16 protein-coding genes are annotated in these 16,574 nt (G+C 72.4%); 12 read left to right on the forward strand and 4 right to left on the reverse strand.

Annotation, left to right across the window (positions count from 1 at the left end; translation table 11 throughout):
* The first annotated feature begins 2 nt into the window (after positions 1-2).
* The 4 genes from AAG589_RS08420 to AAG589_RS08435 all read left to right on the forward strand — a co-directional run bounded on the left by AAG589_RS08420 (position 3) and on the right by AAG589_RS08435 (position 3,169).
* Positions 3-392 (forward strand): Sec-independent protein translocase TatB, encoded by a 390-nt coding sequence (locus tag AAG589_RS08420; RefSeq protein WP_430566791.1) that lies wholly within the window; start codon positions 3-5, stop codon positions 390-392.
* Positions 393-466: 74 nt separating this feature from the next.
* Positions 467-1,534 carry a tryptophan--tRNA ligase gene (gene trpS / locus AAG589_RS08425; RefSeq protein WP_430566792.1) on the forward strand — a complete coding sequence of 356 codons (1,068 nt, stop codon included), beginning with the start codon at positions 467-469 and terminating at the stop codon, positions 1,532-1,534.
* A complete protein-coding gene (locus AAG589_RS08430; protein ID WP_430566793.1) occupies positions 1,531-2,085 on the forward strand; it encodes a 2'-5' RNA ligase family protein in 555 nt (184 codons plus the stop codon). Before trpS ends, AAG589_RS08430 begins: the two co-directional genes overlap by 4 nt.
* A 10-nt stretch (positions 2,086-2,095) precedes the next feature.
* Entirely contained in the window at positions 2,096-3,169 is a 1,074-nt protein-coding gene (locus AAG589_RS08435) for a YihY/virulence factor BrkB family protein (RefSeq protein WP_430566794.1), read from the forward strand.
* On the opposite strand, the gene AAG589_RS08440 is transcribed toward AAG589_RS08435, so the two are convergent.
* From AAG589_RS08440 to sdhC, 4 genes are read right to left on the reverse strand one after another with little or no spacing between them, the layout of a single operon-like run.
* On the reverse strand, positions 3,153-3,929 hold the full coding sequence (locus AAG589_RS08440; protein ID WP_430566795.1) for a succinate dehydrogenase iron-sulfur subunit: 777 nt from the start codon (positions 3,927-3,929) through the stop codon (positions 3,153-3,155). The genes AAG589_RS08435 and AAG589_RS08440 overlap by 17 nt on opposite strands.
* Positions 3,929-5,764: a succinate dehydrogenase flavoprotein subunit gene (sdhA, locus tag AAG589_RS08445; protein WP_430566796.1), complete on the reverse strand. Its 1,836-nt coding sequence runs from the start codon at positions 5,762-5,764 to the stop codon at positions 3,929-3,931. Before sdhA ends, AAG589_RS08440 begins: the two co-directional genes overlap by 1 nt.
* A 16-nt stretch (positions 5,765-5,780) precedes the next feature.
* Positions 5,781-6,257 carry a succinate dehydrogenase hydrophobic membrane anchor subunit gene (locus tag AAG589_RS08450; RefSeq protein ID WP_430566797.1) on the reverse strand — a complete coding sequence of 159 codons (477 nt, stop codon included), beginning with the start codon at positions 6,255-6,257 and terminating at the stop codon, positions 5,781-5,783.
* Complete coding sequence (sdhC, locus tag AAG589_RS08455; RefSeq protein WP_380317955.1) at positions 6,257-6,640, reverse strand: succinate dehydrogenase, cytochrome b556 subunit; 384 nt, start codon at positions 6,638-6,640, stop codon at positions 6,257-6,259. Before sdhC ends, AAG589_RS08450 begins: the two co-directional genes overlap by 1 nt.
* 179 nt (positions 6,641-6,819) lie before the next feature.
* On the opposite strand from sdhC, the gene AAG589_RS08460 reads away from it, so the two are divergent.
* The 8 genes from AAG589_RS08460 to AAG589_RS08495 all read left to right on the forward strand — a co-directional run bounded on the left by AAG589_RS08460 (position 6,820) and on the right by AAG589_RS08495 (position 16,571).
* On the forward strand, positions 6,820-7,965 hold the full coding sequence (locus AAG589_RS08460) for a mannose-1-phosphate guanylyltransferase (RefSeq protein WP_430566798.1): 1,146 nt from the start codon (positions 6,820-6,822) through the stop codon (positions 7,963-7,965).
* Entirely contained in the window at positions 7,962-9,164 is a 1,203-nt protein-coding gene (locus tag AAG589_RS08465) for an amidohydrolase (protein ID WP_430566799.1), read from the forward strand. The genes AAG589_RS08460 and AAG589_RS08465 overlap by 4 nt, the downstream gene beginning before the upstream one ends.
* A gap of 181 nt (positions 9,165-9,345) precedes the next feature.
* Complete coding sequence (locus tag AAG589_RS08470; RefSeq protein ID WP_430566800.1) at positions 9,346-10,416, forward strand: BMP family lipoprotein; 1,071 nt, start codon at positions 9,346-9,348, stop codon at positions 10,414-10,416.
* Positions 10,417-10,611: 195 nt separating this feature from the next.
* Positions 10,612-12,156, forward strand: coding sequence for an ABC transporter ATP-binding protein (locus AAG589_RS08475; protein ID WP_430566801.1), 1,545 nt, complete (start codon positions 10,612-10,614; stop codon positions 12,154-12,156).
* The gene (locus tag AAG589_RS08480; RefSeq protein ID WP_430566802.1) at positions 12,153-13,547 is read left to right on the forward strand and encodes an ABC transporter permease; all 1,395 of its coding nucleotides are present in this window, start codon (positions 12,153-12,155) and stop codon (positions 13,545-13,547) included. The genes AAG589_RS08475 and AAG589_RS08480 overlap by 4 nt, the downstream gene beginning before the upstream one ends.
* Positions 13,544-14,842 (forward strand): ABC transporter permease, encoded by a 1,299-nt coding sequence (locus tag AAG589_RS08485; RefSeq protein ID WP_430566803.1) that lies wholly within the window; start codon positions 13,544-13,546, stop codon positions 14,840-14,842. Before AAG589_RS08480 ends, AAG589_RS08485 begins: the two co-directional genes overlap by 4 nt.
* Before the next feature lie 2 nt (positions 14,843-14,844).
* On the forward strand, positions 14,845-15,270 hold the full coding sequence (locus AAG589_RS08490; protein ID WP_430566804.1) for a cytidine deaminase: 426 nt from the start codon (positions 14,845-14,847) through the stop codon (positions 15,268-15,270).
* Positions 15,267-16,571, forward strand: coding sequence for a thymidine phosphorylase (locus AAG589_RS08495; RefSeq protein WP_430566805.1), 1,305 nt, complete (start codon positions 15,267-15,269; stop codon positions 16,569-16,571). The genes AAG589_RS08490 and AAG589_RS08495 overlap by 4 nt, the downstream gene beginning before the upstream one ends.
* The last annotated feature ends 3 nt before the right edge of the window (positions 16,572-16,574 follow it).

Raw genomic sequence — 16,574 nt, forward strand, 5'->3', positions numbered from 1 at the left:
GCGTGTTCGACATCAACGGCGGTGAGCTCATCATCATCGTGGTGCTCGCCGTCCTGCTCATCGGGCCCGAGCGCCTCCCCGGGTATGCCGCCCAGCTGGCCTCGCTCGTGAAGCGCGGCAAGCGTCTGCTGCAGGACACCAAGGCGCGCGTGGACACCGAGCTCGGGCCGGAGTTCAAGGACGTCGACTGGTCGAAGCTCGACCCGCGCCAGTACGACCCGCGCCGCATCGTGCGCGAGGCGCTGATGGACGACGACGAGCCCGCGCCCGCCGGGCCGACCGCCGCTGCGGCGGGGAGCGCCGCGGGAGGCGCCACCGCGGCCGCGTCCACGCGCACGTCCGACGCCCCGCGCGCCGCGGTGCCCGCGCCGTTCGACGACGAGGCGACGTAGGCGAGGGGACGGGCCTTCTGCCCGGCGCCGGACCGGTTTCCGAGCGGCCGGGCCGACCTGCCACAATGGACGCCATGCCCGATGTCGCCACCTCACCGTCCCTCCAGCGCGGAGCGTCCGCGCCGGGACTGCCCCGCATCTTCTCCGGCATGCAGCCGACCGACGGGTCGCTGCACCTCGGGAACTACCTGGGAGCGCTCGCCCAGTGGGTGGCGCTCCAGGAGGGGCACGAGGCGCTGTACTGCGTCGTCGACCTGCACGCCCTGACGGTGAACCCGGACCCGGCGGCGCTGCGCGAGCGCACCCGCCGCACCGCCGCCCAGTACCTGGCCGGCGGCATCGACCCGGAGCGGTCGATCCTGTTCGTCCAGTCGCACGTGGCCGAGCACGCGGAGCTCGCGTGGCTGCTCAGCTGCCAGACCGGTTTCGGCGAGGCCGGGCGCATGACGCAGTTCAAGGACAAGTCCGCCAAGCAGGGCTCCGAGGGCACCACCGTGGGCCTCTTCACCTACCCGGTGCTCATGGCCGCCGACATCCTCCTGTACGACACGGCGCTCGTGCCGGTCGGCGAGGACCAGCGCCAGCACCTGGAGCTCACCCGCGACCTCGCCGAGCGGCTGAACTCGCGCTTCGGCGAGGGCACCGCCGTCGTCCCCGAGGCGCACATCGTCAAGGCCGTGGCGAAGATCCAGGACCTCCAGGAGCCGACGGCGAAGATGAGCAAGTCGAACGCCGGCGGCAAGGGCGTCGTCTGGCTGCTCGAGGACCCGAAGAAGGCCGTCAAGGCGATCAAGGCCGCCGTCACGGACGCGGACGAGAGCTACGGCGTCCGCTACGACCCCGCGGCCAAGCCGGGGATCTCCAACCTGCTGACGATCTTCTCCGCCGTCACGGGCCGCGGCGTCGACGAGATCGCCGCCGAGTACGACGGCCGCGGCTACGGCTACCTCAAGGTGGACCTGGCCGACGCCGTCGTCGCCTTCCTCGAGCCGTTCCAGGCGCGGGCGCAGACGTACCTGTCCGACCCGGCCCAGCTCGACAAGGTGCTCGCCGACGGCGCCCAGCGCGCGCGGGAGATCGCGCGACCCGTCCTCGACCGGGTCTACGACCGGTTCGGCCTGCTGCCCCGAGGCGCACGGTGAACCTCCCCGACCGCGGCCCGGCCCAGGTGCGGATCGGCGTCGCCATCGCCGTGCCCGAGCCGTTCGGCACCCAGCTCCAGGACGCCCGGGCCCGGCTGGGCGACCCGCTGGCGCACGCCATCCCCCCGCACATCACGGTGATCGGGCCCACCGTGGTGGACGAGTCCGTGCTGGACGCCGTGATCGAGCACCTGGAGAAGGTCGCGTCCGAGACCGCGCCGTTCCGGGTGCACCTGCGCGGGGCCGGCACCTTCCGCCCGATCTCGCCCGTGGTGTTCGTCGCACTCGCCGAGGGCATCGCCGAGTGCGAGCAGCTCGAGACCGCCGCCCGCTCGGGCGTGCTGGCCCAGGAGCTGCGGTTCAACTACCACCCGCACGTCACCGTCGCGCACGAGGTCTCCGAGGCCGACCTGGACCGCGCCTTCGTGGAGATGGCCGACTTCGACGGCGTCTTCGAGGTGGACCGGCTGTGGCAGTACGAGCACGGCGACGACGGCGTGTGGCGCCCGCAGCGGTCGTTCCGGCTCGCGGGGGAGCACCCCGCTCCCTAGGGTCACCGGTGTGAACGACCGACTCGAGCATGTCAGGGAGCGGTCCCTGACCGTCTACGAGTGGTTCAAGAGCCTGCGGCCCGTGCGGTCCTGGTACTGGTACGTCGACCGCCGCGGCGCCCTCCTGTGCGGCGGCATCGCCTACACGGCGATCTTCTCGCTCTTCGCCGCGCTCACGATCGGCTTCACGGTCTTCTCGCGCACGCTCTCCGGGCGGCCGGAGCTGCAGGACGAGGTCTTCAAGCAGATCAACACGTGGCTCCCGGGACTCGTGGGAGAGGGCGACAAGTACGTCATCCAGCCGTCCCAGCTGGTGCTGCCCAGCGTGATCACGTGGTACAGCGTGACGGCCACCGTGGTGTTCCTCTGGACCGCCATCGGGTTCATGCGCGCCCTGCGGATCTCAGTACGGTCGATGTTCGACCAGCCCGTCGTGGGTGTCAGCCCCGTGCTGTCGAGGATCTGGGAGCTGCTCGGCTTCGTCATCCTCGGCGGGATGATCGTGGCGTCCGCCGCGGCAAGCATCGTCTCGCAGGCCGTGAGCGGCAGGGTCGAGGCCCTGTTCGGCGGGTCCGTCGTGGTGGCCCAGATCACCGCGATCGGCACGGCTGTCGTCGGGATCCTGCTCGACGCGCTCCTGGTGTACCTGATCGTGCGCGTCGTCGCCCGGGTCCGACCACGCCGGACGCGGGACTTCGCGCTCGGTTGCCTCGCCGCCGGGGTGGTCGCGGGCGCGCTGCGCTGGCTGGGCACGTCGGTCGTGGCGGCGGGTGCCGAGCGCAACGCCCTGCTCGCGGCGTTCGCGGGCCTCGTGACCGTGCTGGTGCTGGTGAACTTCGTCGCCCGCGTGCTGCTGCTGGTGTGCGCGTGGGTCTACGACCCGCCGCGGCTGGACGAGATCGCGCACGCCGAGGCCGAGGTGGCTGCCATGCGGGACGCCGCGGAGATCGAGCGCGTGGTGCGCCGCGGCCAGGGGTCCGGAAAGCCGTGGAGCCCCGTCGTACGCGGGGTACGACGGGGCTCCTGGGCGCTGCGGGAGTCGAGCGTCCGCAGGGTGGGGCGAGGGGTCAGAACGCGCGCGTGATCATCGCGCGCTTGACCTCCTGGATCGCCTTGGTGACCTCGATGCCGCGCGGGCAGGCCTCGGTGCAGTTGAAGGTCGTGCGGCAGCGCCACACGCCCTCCTTGTCGTTGAGGATCTCCAGGCGCTGCGTGGCGCCCTCGTCGCGGCTGTCGAAGATGAACCGGTGCGCGTTGACGATCGCGGCCGGACCGAAGTACTGCCCGTCGGTCCAGAACACGGGGCAGGACGACGTGCACGCGGCGCACAGGATGCACTTGGTGGTGTCGTCGAAGCGCTCACGGTCCTCGGCGGACTGCAGGCGCTCGCGCGTCGGCTCGTTCCCCGAGGTGATGAGGAACGGCATGATCTCGCGGTAGGAGGCGAAGAACGGCTCCATGTCGACCACGAGGTCCTTGACGACGGGCAGGCCCTTGATCGGCTCGACCGTGATCGGCTTGTCCGGGTTGACGTCCTTGAGGAGCGTCTTGCAGGCGAGCCGGTTGCGGCCGTTGATCCGCATGGCGTCGGAGCCGCAGACTCCATGAGCACACGAGCGGCGGAAGGTCAGGCTCCCGTCCTGCTCCCACTTGATCATGTGCAGCGCGTCGAGCACGCGGTCGGTGCCGTGCACCTGGACGGTGAAGTCGTCCCAGGTCGACTCCTCGCCGTGCTCCGACTCGGGGTTGTACCGCCGGATGCGGAGCGTGACCTCGAAGCTGGGGACGGCGCCGGCCTTCGGCTCGGCCGCCGGGGTCGCGGGGTTCTCGAGAACAGCAGTCATCAGTACTTCCGCTCCATGGGCTCGTACCGGGTCTGGATGACGGGCTTGGACCCCAGGACGACCTTGTAGTCCCCGAAGTCCTCGACGTGGTCGAAGTAGCCCGGGACGTGGCCGTCGCCGGCGTCGGGGGCCGACGTCGGACGGCGGTACGCCATCGTGTGCAGCATGTAGTTCGCGTCGTCGCGGTCCGGGTAGTCCTCCCGGTAGTGACCGCCGCGCGACTCCTTGCGGTTGAGGGCGGCGACGACCGTCACCTCGGCGATGTCCAGCAGGAAGCCGAGCTCGATCGCCTCGAGCAGGTCCGTGTTGAACAGCTTGCCCTTGTCCTGGACGGAGACGTTCCGGTACCGCTTCTGCAGCTCCCGGATCTCGGCGAGCGCCTCGTTGAGGGAGTCGCCGGTGCGGAACACCTGGGCGTTCGCGTCCATCGTCTCCTGGAGCGCCTTGCGGACGTCCGCCACGCGCTCGCCGTCGGGGCGGTCGCGCATCTCGGCGAGCTGCGCCTCGACGCGGGCGGTCGGGTTCTCGGGCAGCTCCTTGTGCTGGGCGACCGTCTTGGCGTACGCCGCGGCCGCGCGGCCGGCACGCTTGCCGAAGACGTTGATGTCGAGCAGCGAGTTGGTGCCGAGGCGGTTGGAGCCGTGCACCGACACGCACGCGACCTCGCCGGCCGCGTAGAGGCCCTTGACGACGGTGTGGCTGTCGCGCAGCACCTCGCCCTGCACGTTGGTGGGCACGCCGCCCATCGCGTAGTGCGCCGTCGGGTAGACGGGGACGGGCTCGGTGTACGGCTCGACGCCCAGGTACGTGCGCGCGAACTCGGTGATGTCCGGGAGCTTCGCGTCGATGTGCGCGGGCTCCAGGTGCGTCAGATCGAGCAGCACGTAGTCCTTGTTCGGGCCGGCGCCGCGGCCCTCGCGCACCTCGTTGGCCATCGAGCGGGCGACGATGTCGCGCGGCGCGAGGTCCTTGATGGTGGGGGCGTAGCGCTCCATGAAGCGCTCGCCCTCGGAGTTGCGCAGGATGCCGCCCTCGCCGCGCGCCGCCTCCGACAGGAGGATGCCGAGGCCCGCGAGGCCCGTCGGGTGGAACTGGAAGAACTCCATGTCCTCGAGCGGCAGGCCGCGGCGGTACGCCAGCGCCATGCCGTCGCCCGTGAGGGTGTGGGCGTTCGACGTCGTCTTGAAGATCTTGCCCGCGCCGCCGGTGGCGAAGATGATCGCCTTCGCCTGGAACACGTGGATCTCGCCGCTGGCCAGGTCGTAGGCCACGACGCCGGTCGCGTTGACCTCGGCGCCGTCCTCGAGCTGCTCGGTGGTGAGGTCGTGGTCCGTGAGCAGGTCCAGCACGTAGAACTCGTTGTAGAACTCGACGTTCTGCTTCACGCAGTTCTGGTACAGCGTCTGCAGGATCATGTGGCCGGTGCGGTCCGCGGCGTAGCAGGCGCGGCGCACCGCGGCCTGGCCGTGCTCGCGGGTGTGGCCGCCGAACCGGCGCTGGTCGATCCGGCCCTCGGGCGTGCGGTTGAACGGCAGGCCCATCTTCTCCAGGTCGAGGACCGAGTCGATGGCCTCCTTCGCGAGGATCTCCGCCGCGTCCTGGTCGACCAGGTAGTCACCGCCCTTGACGGTGTCGAACGTGTGCCACTCCCAGTTGTCCTCCTCGACGTTCGCGAGGGCCGCCGCCATGCCGCCCTGGGCGGCGCCGGTGTGGGAGCGGGTGGGGTAGAGCTTCGAGATGACGGCGGTGCGGGCCTCGCCGGAGGCCTCGAGCGCCGCCCGCATGCCGGCGCCGCCTGCGCCGACGATGACGACGTCGTACTGATGTGTCTGCATCGGGGGGTGCCAGTCCTTAGTTCGGGAAGCAGATCGACGGCAGGAGCTCGGCCGGGGCGTCCGGCGGGCAGGGGTTGAACGTGAAGATCACGAGGGTGCCGAGCACGACCACGATCGTGAACGCCAGGTACAGCAGCGCCTTGAGCACGCCGCGGGTGGAGTCCTTCTGGGCGTAGTCGTTGATGATCGTGCGCACGCCGTTGGTCCCGTGGATCATCGCGAGCCACAGCATCAGCAGGTCCCAGACCTGCCAGAAGGGGCTGGACCACTTGCCGCCGACGAAGGCGAAGTCGATCGCGTGCACGCCGTCGCCCACCATGAGGTTGACGAACAGGTGCCCGAAGACGAGCACGAGCAGCACCACGCCGGACGCCCGCATGAACACCCAGCTGTACAGCTCGTAGTTGCCGCGGGTGGTCTTGCGACGCGCGTACGGGGACCGCGGGGCGGCGATCGCGGACGGGGTCTGGGACCCGGTCTGTGTCGTGGCCATCAGTGCCCACCTCCGAAGACGTTCATCAGGTGCCGCGGCAGGAACCCGGCCATGGTCACGACGAACAGGCCGACGACGATCCAGAGCATGGCCTTCTGGTACTTCGGGCCCTTGGCCCAGAAGTCGACCAGGATCACGCGGATGCCGTTGAACGCGTGGAAGACGATCGCGGCGACGAGGCCGGCCTCCCCGAGTCCCATGATCGGCGTCTGGTACGTCCCGATGACGGCGTTGTAGGCCTCGGGCGACACCCGGACGAGAGCCGTGTCCAGGATGTGCACGAGGAGGAAGAAGAAGATGAGCACGCCGGTCACGCGATGCGCGACCCAGGACCACATGCCTTCACGGCCGCGGTAGAGCGTGCCAGCAGGTGCTGTAGGCACGGGGGGAGCCTCCGTTGGCGGATTCTGTGTGGATTCCGTTCACGGTCACTGTAGTGACATCCGGTCGTCTCACGGCACACGAGGTCCGGCAAACCGGGACGCTCCGGTGTCTTTCGTGACCTATTCCACAGGGTTGACGTCGCGGACGGCCCGGCCGTCAGCACGCTTATGCTGACCGGATGAGCGCGGACACGAGCACGGGGGCGACCCCCACCCGTCCACCCGTCCCCGGGTTCTACGCCGTGGTCCCCGCCGGGGGTGCCGGCACCCGCCTGTGGCCGCTGTCGCGCGCGGGGGCGCCGAAGTTCCTCCACGACCTCACGGGCGCGGGCCGCACGCTGCTGCAGGGCACGGTCGACCGCCTGCGGCCGCTCGCCGGCGGCGGGGTCGTGCTCGTCACCGGCGAGGCGCACGTCGCGGCCGCGCGGGAGCAGCTGCCCGAGCTGGCCGAGGACGCCGTGCTCGCCGAGCCGTCCCCGCGCGACTCGATGGCCGCCATCGGGCTGGCCGCGGCCGTGCTGGAGCGGCGGCACGGGGACGTCGTCGTGGGCTCGTTCGCCGCGGACCAGGTGGTGTCCGGCGCGGCGTCGTTCGACGCCGCGGTGCGGGAGGCCGTCGCGGCGGCCCGCGCCGGCTACGTCGCGACCATCGGCATCGCGGCGTCCCGCCCGTCCGTGGCGTTCGGCTACGTGCGCAGCGGCGACCCGCTGGGCGTCGAGGGTGCGCCGAGCGCCCTGCACGCGCGCGGGTTCACGGAGAAGCCCGACGCCGCGACCGCCCGCGAGTACGTGGCGTCCGGCGAGTACCGCTGGAACGCCGGCATCTTCGTGGCCCGCAGCTCCGTCCTCCTGGGCCACCTGGCGACGCACCGCCCCGCCCTGCACGACGGGCTGCGGGAGATCGCGGCCGCGTGGGACACCCCGGACCGCGCCGCGGTCGTCGCCCGGGTGTGGCCGGGCCTGGAGAAGATCGCGATCGACCACGCCGTCGCGGAGCCCGTCGCGGCGACCGGCGGCGTCGCCGTCGTGCCCGGCACGTTCGGCTGGGACGACGTGGGCGACTTCAACTCGCTCGCCGCGCTCCTGCCCTCGGACGACGAGGGCGGGTCCAAGGTGCTGGGCGACCCGGCCGACGTGGTGCGGGTCCAGTCCGCGGGGTCGGTCGTCGTGCCCGGCGGCGACCGGGTGGTCGCGCTGCTCGGCATCGACGACGTCGTCGTGGTCGACACCCCCGACGCGCTGCTGGTCACCACCCGTGCCCGCGCGCAGCAGGTCAAGGACATGGTCGACGCGATGCGCACGCACGGCCGCGAGGACGTCCTGTGAGCGCCCCCGGCACCGGCGACGCCGCCGGCGCGCGGCTGGACGAGATCGTCGCGGGGCTCGAGGCCGAGCTGGTCGAGATCCGCCGCGACGTGCACGCGCACCCCGAGCTCGGCCGCGAGGAGGTGCGCACCACCGCGCTCGTGGCCGACCGGCTGCGCGCCGCCGGGCTGGAGCCGAGGCTGCTGGAGGGCACCGGCCTGGTCTGCGACGTCGGCCCGGACCGGTCGCCCGACGGGCTCGGCCGGGTGGCGCTGCGCGCGGACATCGACGCGCTGCCGCTCGACGACTCGTGCGGGCTGCCGTTCCGCTCCGTCGTGGCGGGCGTGGCCCACGCGTGCGGCCACGACGTCCACACCACTGTCGTGCTGGGCGCGGGCCTGGCGCTCGCGGCCCTGCACGACGAGGGGCTGCTCGAGCGCGGGGCCCGGCTGGTCTTCCAGCCCGCCGAGGAGGTGATGCCCGGTGGCGCGCACGACGTCATCGCCCAGGGCGTGCTCGACGGCGTCGACCGCATCGCCGCCGTGCACTGCGAGCCCAAGCTGGACGTGGGGCAGATCGGCACCCGCATCGGCCCGATCACCTCCGCGTCGGACACCGTGACGGTGACCCTGTCGTCGTCCGGCGGGCACACCTCGCGCCCGCACCTGACGGGCGACGTCGTGTACGCGCTGGGGCAGGTCATCACGCAGGTGCCCGCGGTGCTCGGCCGCCGGCTGGACCCGCGCTCCGGCGTCAACCTCACCTGGGGCGCGGTGCACGCGGGCAACGCGCACAACGCGATCCCCGCGACGGGCACGGTGGGCGGCACGCTGCGCTGCCTCGACGTGCGCGCGTGGGAGCGGGCCGGGCAGGTGCTGCACGACGCCGTGGAGCAGGTCGTCGCGCCCTACGAGGTGGACGTGACCGTGCGGCACGCGCGCGGCGTGCCGCCGGTGGACAACGACGCGGCCGTGACGGGCGCGCTCGAGGCGGCCGGCGCGGCCGTGCTGGGCCCCGACGGCGTGGTGCTCACCGAGCAGTCGCTCGGGGGCGAGGACTTCGCCTGGTACCTCACCAAGGTGCCGGGGGCGATGGCCCGCCTGGGCACCGGGACCCCGGGGGAGCGGCGCTACGACATCCACCAGGGCGACCTCGTCGTCGACGAGCGGGCGATCGCCGTGGGTGCCCGGTTGCTGGGACGTTTCGCGTTGCAGCCGTGAGACGCCGGAAAGTTGCCGGCATGTTCCGTCGTGTTCCGGCGAGGGACGCGTCGATACCGCTTCGGTAACGACTCCTGCGGGTTCGTCTCCTGCGGTTCTCGGTCGGGGCCCCGGTGGCTAGGCTTCCGTCGGTGACGGGCCGGACGACCCCGGCCCGACGAACGATCGACAGGAGCGACAGGTGAAGAGAGCGATCCAGCTCACCGCCCTCGCCGGCGTCGCCGCGCTCGCGCTGGCGGCCTGTGCGGAGGCCCCCGAGGAGTCCGGCGGCGACAGCAGCGCCGCCACCGCGGTGGAGGGCTTCAAGCCGTGCATCGTCTCGGACCAGGGTGGGTTCGACGACAAGAGCTTCAACCAGCTCAGCTTCGAGGGGGCGCAGAAGGCCGCGGACGAGTTCGGCGCGGAGCTGACCCCCGTCCAGTCGCAGACCGAGACCGACTACCAGCCGAACATGGAGTCGCTGGTCGGCCAGGACTGCTCGCCGATCATCGCGGTGGGCTTCAACCTGTCGGCAGCGACCGAGGAGGCGGCCACCGCCAACCCGGACACCGACTTCATCCTCGTCGACCAGTCGGCCAAGGCGGAGAACATCAAGCCGCTGCTCTACGACACGGCGCAGGCGGCCTTCCTGGCCGGCTACCTCTCCGCGGGCTACTCGGAGACGGGCAAGGTGGGGACGTTCGGCGGCCAGGCGATCGCGACCGTCACCATCTTCATGGACGGCTTCAAGCAGGGCGTCGAGTACTACAACGAGGTCAAGGGCAAGGACGTCCAGGTCATCGGCTACTCGGGCGGCGACAAGGGCTCGTTCACCGGCAAGTTCGAGGCCAACGAGACGGCGAAGACGACGGCGCAGAACATCCTCGACCAGGGCGTCGACGTGATCCTGCCGGTCGGCGGGCCGATCTACCAGTCCGCGATCGCCGCGATCCAGGACTCGGGCAAGGACGTCGCCCTCATCGGCGTCGACGCGGACCTCTACGAGTCCGACCCGTCCACGCAGCCGTACGTGCTGACGTCGATCCTCAAGAAGATGGACGTGTCCACGTACGAGGCCGTGGCGTCCGCCGCCAAGGGCGACTTCGACGCGTCCGACTACATCGGCACCCTCGAGAACGAGGGGGTGGGCATCGCGCCGCTGCACAACTTCGAGGACAAGGTCGACCCCGCCCTCATGGACGAGGTGACCGCGCTCCAGGACAAGATCATCTCGGGTGAGGTCACGGTCGAGTCGAAGATCGACGAGGAGTGACGCCGACCCGGTGACGGACCCCGTCCCAGGTCATCGACGGTGGCGCGGCCCCGGGCCGCGCCACCGTCTGCACTCTGCGGGGTGCGGCGGTCGGCGCCTCGCCGGCGGGCGGCGACGACGCCGTCCCGGTGAGAGGCTGGCCGCGGTGCGACCTCGACGACACCTCGACCACCCGCGACCGATGGAAGGCAGAGCATGAGGCTCGAGCTGCGCGGCATCACGAAACGCTTCGGCGCCCTCGTGGCGAACGACCACATCGACCTGGTCGTCGAGCCGGGCGAGATCCACTGCTTGCTGGGCGAGAACGGCGCCGGCAAGTCCACCCTGATGAACGTGCTCTACGGCCTGTACCAGGCCGACGAGGGGCAGATCCTGCTGGACGACGAGGTCCAGGCCTTCGACGGCCCCGGCGACGCGATGGCCGCCGGGATCGGCATGGTGCACCAGCACTTCATGCTCGTGCCGGTGTTCTCCGTCGCCGAGAACGTCATGCTCGGGCACGAGACCACGCGGGCCGCGGGCGTGCTCGACCTGGACAGCGCCCGGACCAAGGTCACCGAGATCGCGGACCGGTTCGGGTTCCAGGTCGACCCGGACGCCCTGGTCGAGGACCTTCCCGTGGGCGTGCAGCAGCGGGTCGAGATCATCAAGGCGCTCTCGCGCGACGCCGACGTGCTGGTCTTCGACGAGCCGACGGCCGTGCTGACCCCCCAGGAGACCGACGAGCTCATGGGGATCATGCGGCAGCTGCGCGACGAGGGCGCGGCGATCGTCTTCATCACCCACAAGCTGCGCGAGGTGCGCGCCGTCGCCGACCGCATCACCGTGGTGCGGCACGGCAAGGTCGTCGGCGAGGCGAGCCCGGGCGCGACCGACGCCGAGCTGGCGTCGCTCATGGTGGGCCGTGCCGTCGAGCTGACAGTGCGCAAGGACGCGCCGCGCACCACCGACAACGAGCTCGCCGTCACGGACCTGCGGGTCACGGGGGCCGACGGCCAGGTGCTGGTGGACGACGTGAGCTTCACGGTCCGCGGCGGCGAGGTGCTCGTCGTCGCCGGCGTGCAGGGCAACGGCCAGACCGAGCTGACCGAGGCGCTGGTGGGCCTCCAGGAGCAGGTGACGGGCAGCGTGCGGCTCGACGGCACGGAGCTGGTGGGCCGCTCGGTGCGCCGGATCCTGCAGGCGGGCGTCGGGTTCGTGCCCGAGGACCGCAACGAGGACGGCCTGGTCGGCGAGTTCACCATCGCGGAGAACCTGGTGCTCGACCGCACGGACGGGCCGCCGTTCGTGCGGCGCGGGGCCCTGCAGCTCGCCGCGCGCGACGAGTTCGCGCGGGAGAAGGTCGCGGAGTACGACGTCCGCACCCAGGGCATCGAGACGCGGGTGGGCCGGCTGTCGGGCGGCAACCAGCAGAAGGTCGTGCTGGCGCGGGAGCTCTCCCGCGAGCTGCGCCTGCTGGTCGCGGCGCAGCCGACCCGCGGCGTCGACGTCGGATCGATCGAGTTCATCCACAAGCGCGTCGTCGAGACGCGCGACTCCGGGATCCCGGTGGTCGTGGTGTCCACGGAGCTCGACGAGGCCGTGGCCCTGGCCGACCGGATCATGGTGATGTACCGCGGCCGCGTGGTCGGCATCGTGCCGGCGGACACCCCGCGCGACGTGCTCGGCCTGATGATGGCCGGCGTCGCCCCGGAGGGCGGCTCGCCGGCCGGACCCCAGAGCGAAGGAGACGCGGCGTGAGCGGCGACAAGCCCGAGCGCGAGCCCGACAGCCCGCTCGACGAGGCCCTCGAGACGGTCGACCCGACCGCGGAGCCGGGCCTCGCGGAGGAGCTGGAGCAGGAGGCGGCGCGCGAGCAGGCGGCCGTCGTGGAGGAGTCGGGCCAGCGGTGGCGCGACGCGGTGCGCCGCGCGACGTCGGGCGGCTGGGCCGTCGCCCTCGGCGCGATCGTGCTCGCCGTGCTGGCCGGTTCGATCCTCATCGTCGTCACGGACGAGGCCGTGCAGGCGGCGGCGCCGTACTTCTTCTCGCGCCCGTCGGACACGCTCGCAGCGATCGGGCAGGCGGTGGGCGGCGCCTACTCGGCGCTCTTCCAGGGCGCGGTGTACAACTTCGGCGCCGACTCGTTCGCGCAGGGGATCAAGCCGCTGACGCAGACGCTCGCCAACGCCACGCCGCTCATCGCGGCCGGCCTGGGCGTCGCCCTGGCCTTCCGGGCCGGGCTGTTCAACATCGGCGGCCAGGGGCAGATGCTCGTGGCAGCCACCGCGGCAGGCTGGATCGGCTTCGCCGTCACGGGCCTGCCGTTCCCGCTGCACCTCCTGGTGTGCCTGGTGGCGGGCGTCGCCGCCGGCGCGCTCTGGGCCGGCATCGCCGGCCTGCTCAAGGCCCGCACCGGCGCCCACGAGGTGATCGTCACGATCATGCTCAACTACGTGGCGCTCTACCTGCTGTCGTACCTGCTGTCCACGCCGGGCCTCATGCAGGCCCCCGGCTCCGCGTACCCGAAGACGCCGCCGATGCAGGACTCGGCCGTCCTGCCGCCGCTGCTGGGCAGCGAGTACAACCTCGACTGGGGCTTCGTGCTCGCGCTGCTCGCCGTCGTCGGCGTGTGGTGGCTGCTCAACCGGTCGAGCACGGGCTTCGCCTTCCGCGCCGTCGGGGAGAACCCCAAGGCCGCGCGGGTGGCCGGCATCGACGTGCCGCGCACCACGGTGCTGGTCATGCTCGTGGCGGGCGGTCTCGTGGGCCTCGCGGGCGCCCAGCAGGTGCTCGGCACGGTGACCTCCGGCTTCAGCACCGACATCGACGCCGGCATCGGCTTCGACGCCATCACCGTGGCCCTGCTGGGCGGCTCGTCGCCGTGGGGCGTGCTCGGCGCGGGCATCCTGTTCGGCGCCTTCAAGGCCGGCGGCTCGGCGATGCAGGCCGCCGAGGGCATCCCGATCGAGATCGTCCTGGTCGTGCAGTCGTTGATCGTGCTGTTCATCGCGGCGCCGCCGCTCGTGCGGGCGGTCTTCCGCCTGCCCCAGCCCGAGCGGACGCCGCGTCGTCGTGAGGGCCGTCGTGAGGGCCGACGTGACCGCCGACGTGCGGCAGGCGCGCAGGGCGCCGGGGAGGGACAGGCATGACCGCCACGACCGTCGACCAGCCCGGGGCCGCGGCCCCGGCCTCCGCGCCGCGCGCCGTCGCCCCGGTGACGTGGAAGGCCGTGATCGGCCTCGGCGTCGTCCTCGCCCTGTACGCGCTGATGCTGCTCCTGGCGCCGCACGAGGGGTCGGCCCGGTTCGCGCTCTCGACCAGCACGGACTTCGTGGTGCTGTCCACGCTCGTCGTGCCGGCCATGGCCACCGCCTGGGTGTGCGCCGTGATCGGGCTGGCCGTCGTGGCCCTCGCCGTCGTCCGCACCCGGTCGGGGCGGCGCGTGCCCGTCTGGGCGATCGCCGTCTTCGCGGCCGCGCTCCTCGTCGGGTTCCTCGCCTGGGCGGGGGCGGGCAGCCCGCGCGACATCTCGGTGGTCGGCCTGCTCGGCGGCGCCATCGGGCTGTCGGTGCCGCTCGTCTACGGCGCCCTCGGCGGGGTCATCGGCGAGCGGGCGGGCGTGGTCAACATCGCGATCGAGGGGCAGCTGCTGGCCGGCGCCTTCGTCGCCGCGATCGTCGCGTCCCTGACGAAGAACCCGTGGGCGGGCCTGGTCGCGGCCGTGCTGGCGAGCGCCCTCGTCGCCCTGGTGCTGGCGCTGTTCACCATCACCTACCACGTCAACCAGGTGATCGTCGGCGTGGTGCTCAACGTGCTGGTCATCGGCCTGACGAGCTTCTTCTACTCCGAGGTGCTGGTCCCGAACGCCGACACGCTCAACTCGACCGTCCGCTTCCCCCGCCTGCCGATCCCCGGGCTGGAGAGCATCCCGGTGATCGGGCCGGTCCTGTTCAACCAGACCATCGTCGTCTACCTCATGTACCTCGCGGTGCCCGCGGTCTCGTACGCGCTGTTCCGCACCAGGTGGGGCCTGCGGGTGCGCGCCGTGGGCGAGCACCCCAAGGCGGCGGACACGGTGGGCATCGACGTGCTGCGCACGCGCTACCGCGCCGTGCTGATCGGCGGCGCCGTGGTCGGGCTCGGGGGCGCGTTCTACACGGTCGTCTCCATCAACCAGTTCGGGCGCGAGATGACGGCCGGCGCGGGCTTCATCGCCCTGGCGGCGGTCATCTTCGGCAAGTGGGACCCGCTGCGCGCCGCGCTGGCCGGCCTGCTGTTCGGCTTCGCCACCAACCTGCAGAACGTGCTGTCGGTCGTGGGCTCGCCGGTGCCGAGCCAGTTCATGCTCATGCTCCCGTACGTGGTGACGCTGCTGGCCGTGGCCGGGCTGGTCGGCCGGTCGCGGGCGCCGGCCGCGTCCGGGACGCCCTACATCAAGGAGTAGCGATGGCGAGCACGGATGGGCCGACCGTCGACTGGGAGGCGCTGCGCGCCGCGGCGCGGGACGTCGTCGAGCGGGCGTACGTGCCGTACTCCGGCTTCCCGGTGGGGGCCGCCGCCCTCGTGGACGACGGGCGCGTCGTGGTGGGCTGCAACGTCGAGAACGCCGCCTACGGGGTGACGCTCTGCGCGGAGTGCTCGCTCGTGTCGGCCCTGGTCACGGGCGGCGGCGGGCGGCTGGTCGCGTTCACCTGCGTGGACGGGGCGGGGCGGACGCTCATGCCGTGCGGGCGGTGCCGGCAGCTGCTGTGGGAGCACGGCGGCCCGGACCTGCTGGTCGAGTCGGTGCGGGGCGTCGTGCCCATGACCGAGGTGCTGCCGGACGCGTTCGGCGCGCCGGACCTGGACCGCTACCGGGGGAGCGAGGCATGACCGTGCCGGGCAGCGAGCCGTTCGACGCCGTCGACGTCATCCGCACCAAGCGCGACGGGCTCCCGCTCGAGGCCGCGCAGATCGACTGGGTCGTGGACGCCTACACCCGGGGCGCCGTGGCCGAGGAGCAGATGTCGGCCCTCGCGATGGCGATCCTGCTGCGCGGCATGACGCGGCCCGAGGTGGCCCGCTGGACGGGCGCGATGATCGCGTCCGGCGAGCGGATGGACTTCTCCGGCCTGTCGCGCCCCACCGCGGACAAGCACTCCACGGGCGGGGTCGGCGACAAGATCACGCTGCCGCTCGCGCCGTTGGTGGCGTCGTTCGGGGTGGCCGTGCCGCAGCTCTCGGGCCGCGGCCTGGGCCACACGGGCGGCACCCTCGACAAGCTCGAGTCCGTCCCCGGCTGGCGCGCGTCGCTGAGCAACGCCGAGCTCATGGACCAGCTCGAGGACGTGGGCGCGGTGGTCTGCGCCGCCGGCGCCGGCCTGGCGCCGGCGGACAAGAAGCTCTACGCGCTGCGCGATGTCACCGGCACGGTCGAGTCGGTGCCGCTCATCGCGAGCTCGATCATGAGCAAGAAGATCGCGGAGGGCACCGGCGCGCTCGTGCTCGACGTCAAGGTGGGCTCCGGCGCGTTCATGAAGGACCTGGACGCCGCGCGGGAGCTCGCGCGCACGATGGTCGACCTCGGCACCGACGCGGGCGTGCGCACGGTCGCGCTGCTCACGGACATGCAGGTGCCGCTCGGGCGCACGGCGGGCAACGCGCTCGAGGTGCGCGAGTCGATGGAGGTGCTGGACGGCGGCGGCCCGGCGGACGTCGTCGACCTCACCGTGGCGCTGGCCGTGGAGATGCTCGCGGGCGCGGGCCGCCCGGTGCCCGAGTCCGAGGTGCGCGCGGCGCTGGCCGACGGGCGCGCCAAGGCGGTCTGGCGCCGGATGATCGCGGCCCAGGGCGGCGACCCGGACGCGCCACTGCCTCGGGCGCGCGAGCGGCAGGACGTGCTCGCGGACCGCTCCGGGGTGCTCACCGGGCTCGACGCGTACGCCGTGGGCATCGCGGCCTGGCGGCTCGGTGCGGGACGCTCGCGCCGGGAGGACCCGGTGCAGGCCGGGGCGGGCGTCGAGCTGCACGCGAGGCCCGGCGACGAGGTCGCCGCGGGCCAGCCGCTGCTCACCCTGCACACCGACACGCCGGAGCGCTTCGACCGCGCCCGGGCCGCGCTGGACGGGCAGTGGTCGGTCGACGACGCGGGGGCCCCCGGCGGGCGGCCGCTCGTGCTCGACCGGGTCAGCTGAGCG

The sequence above is a fragment of the Isoptericola sp. F-RaC21 genome (assembly GCF_038593535.1).
Taxonomy (GTDB): domain Bacteria; phylum Actinomycetota; class Actinomycetes; order Actinomycetales; family Cellulomonadaceae; genus Isoptericola.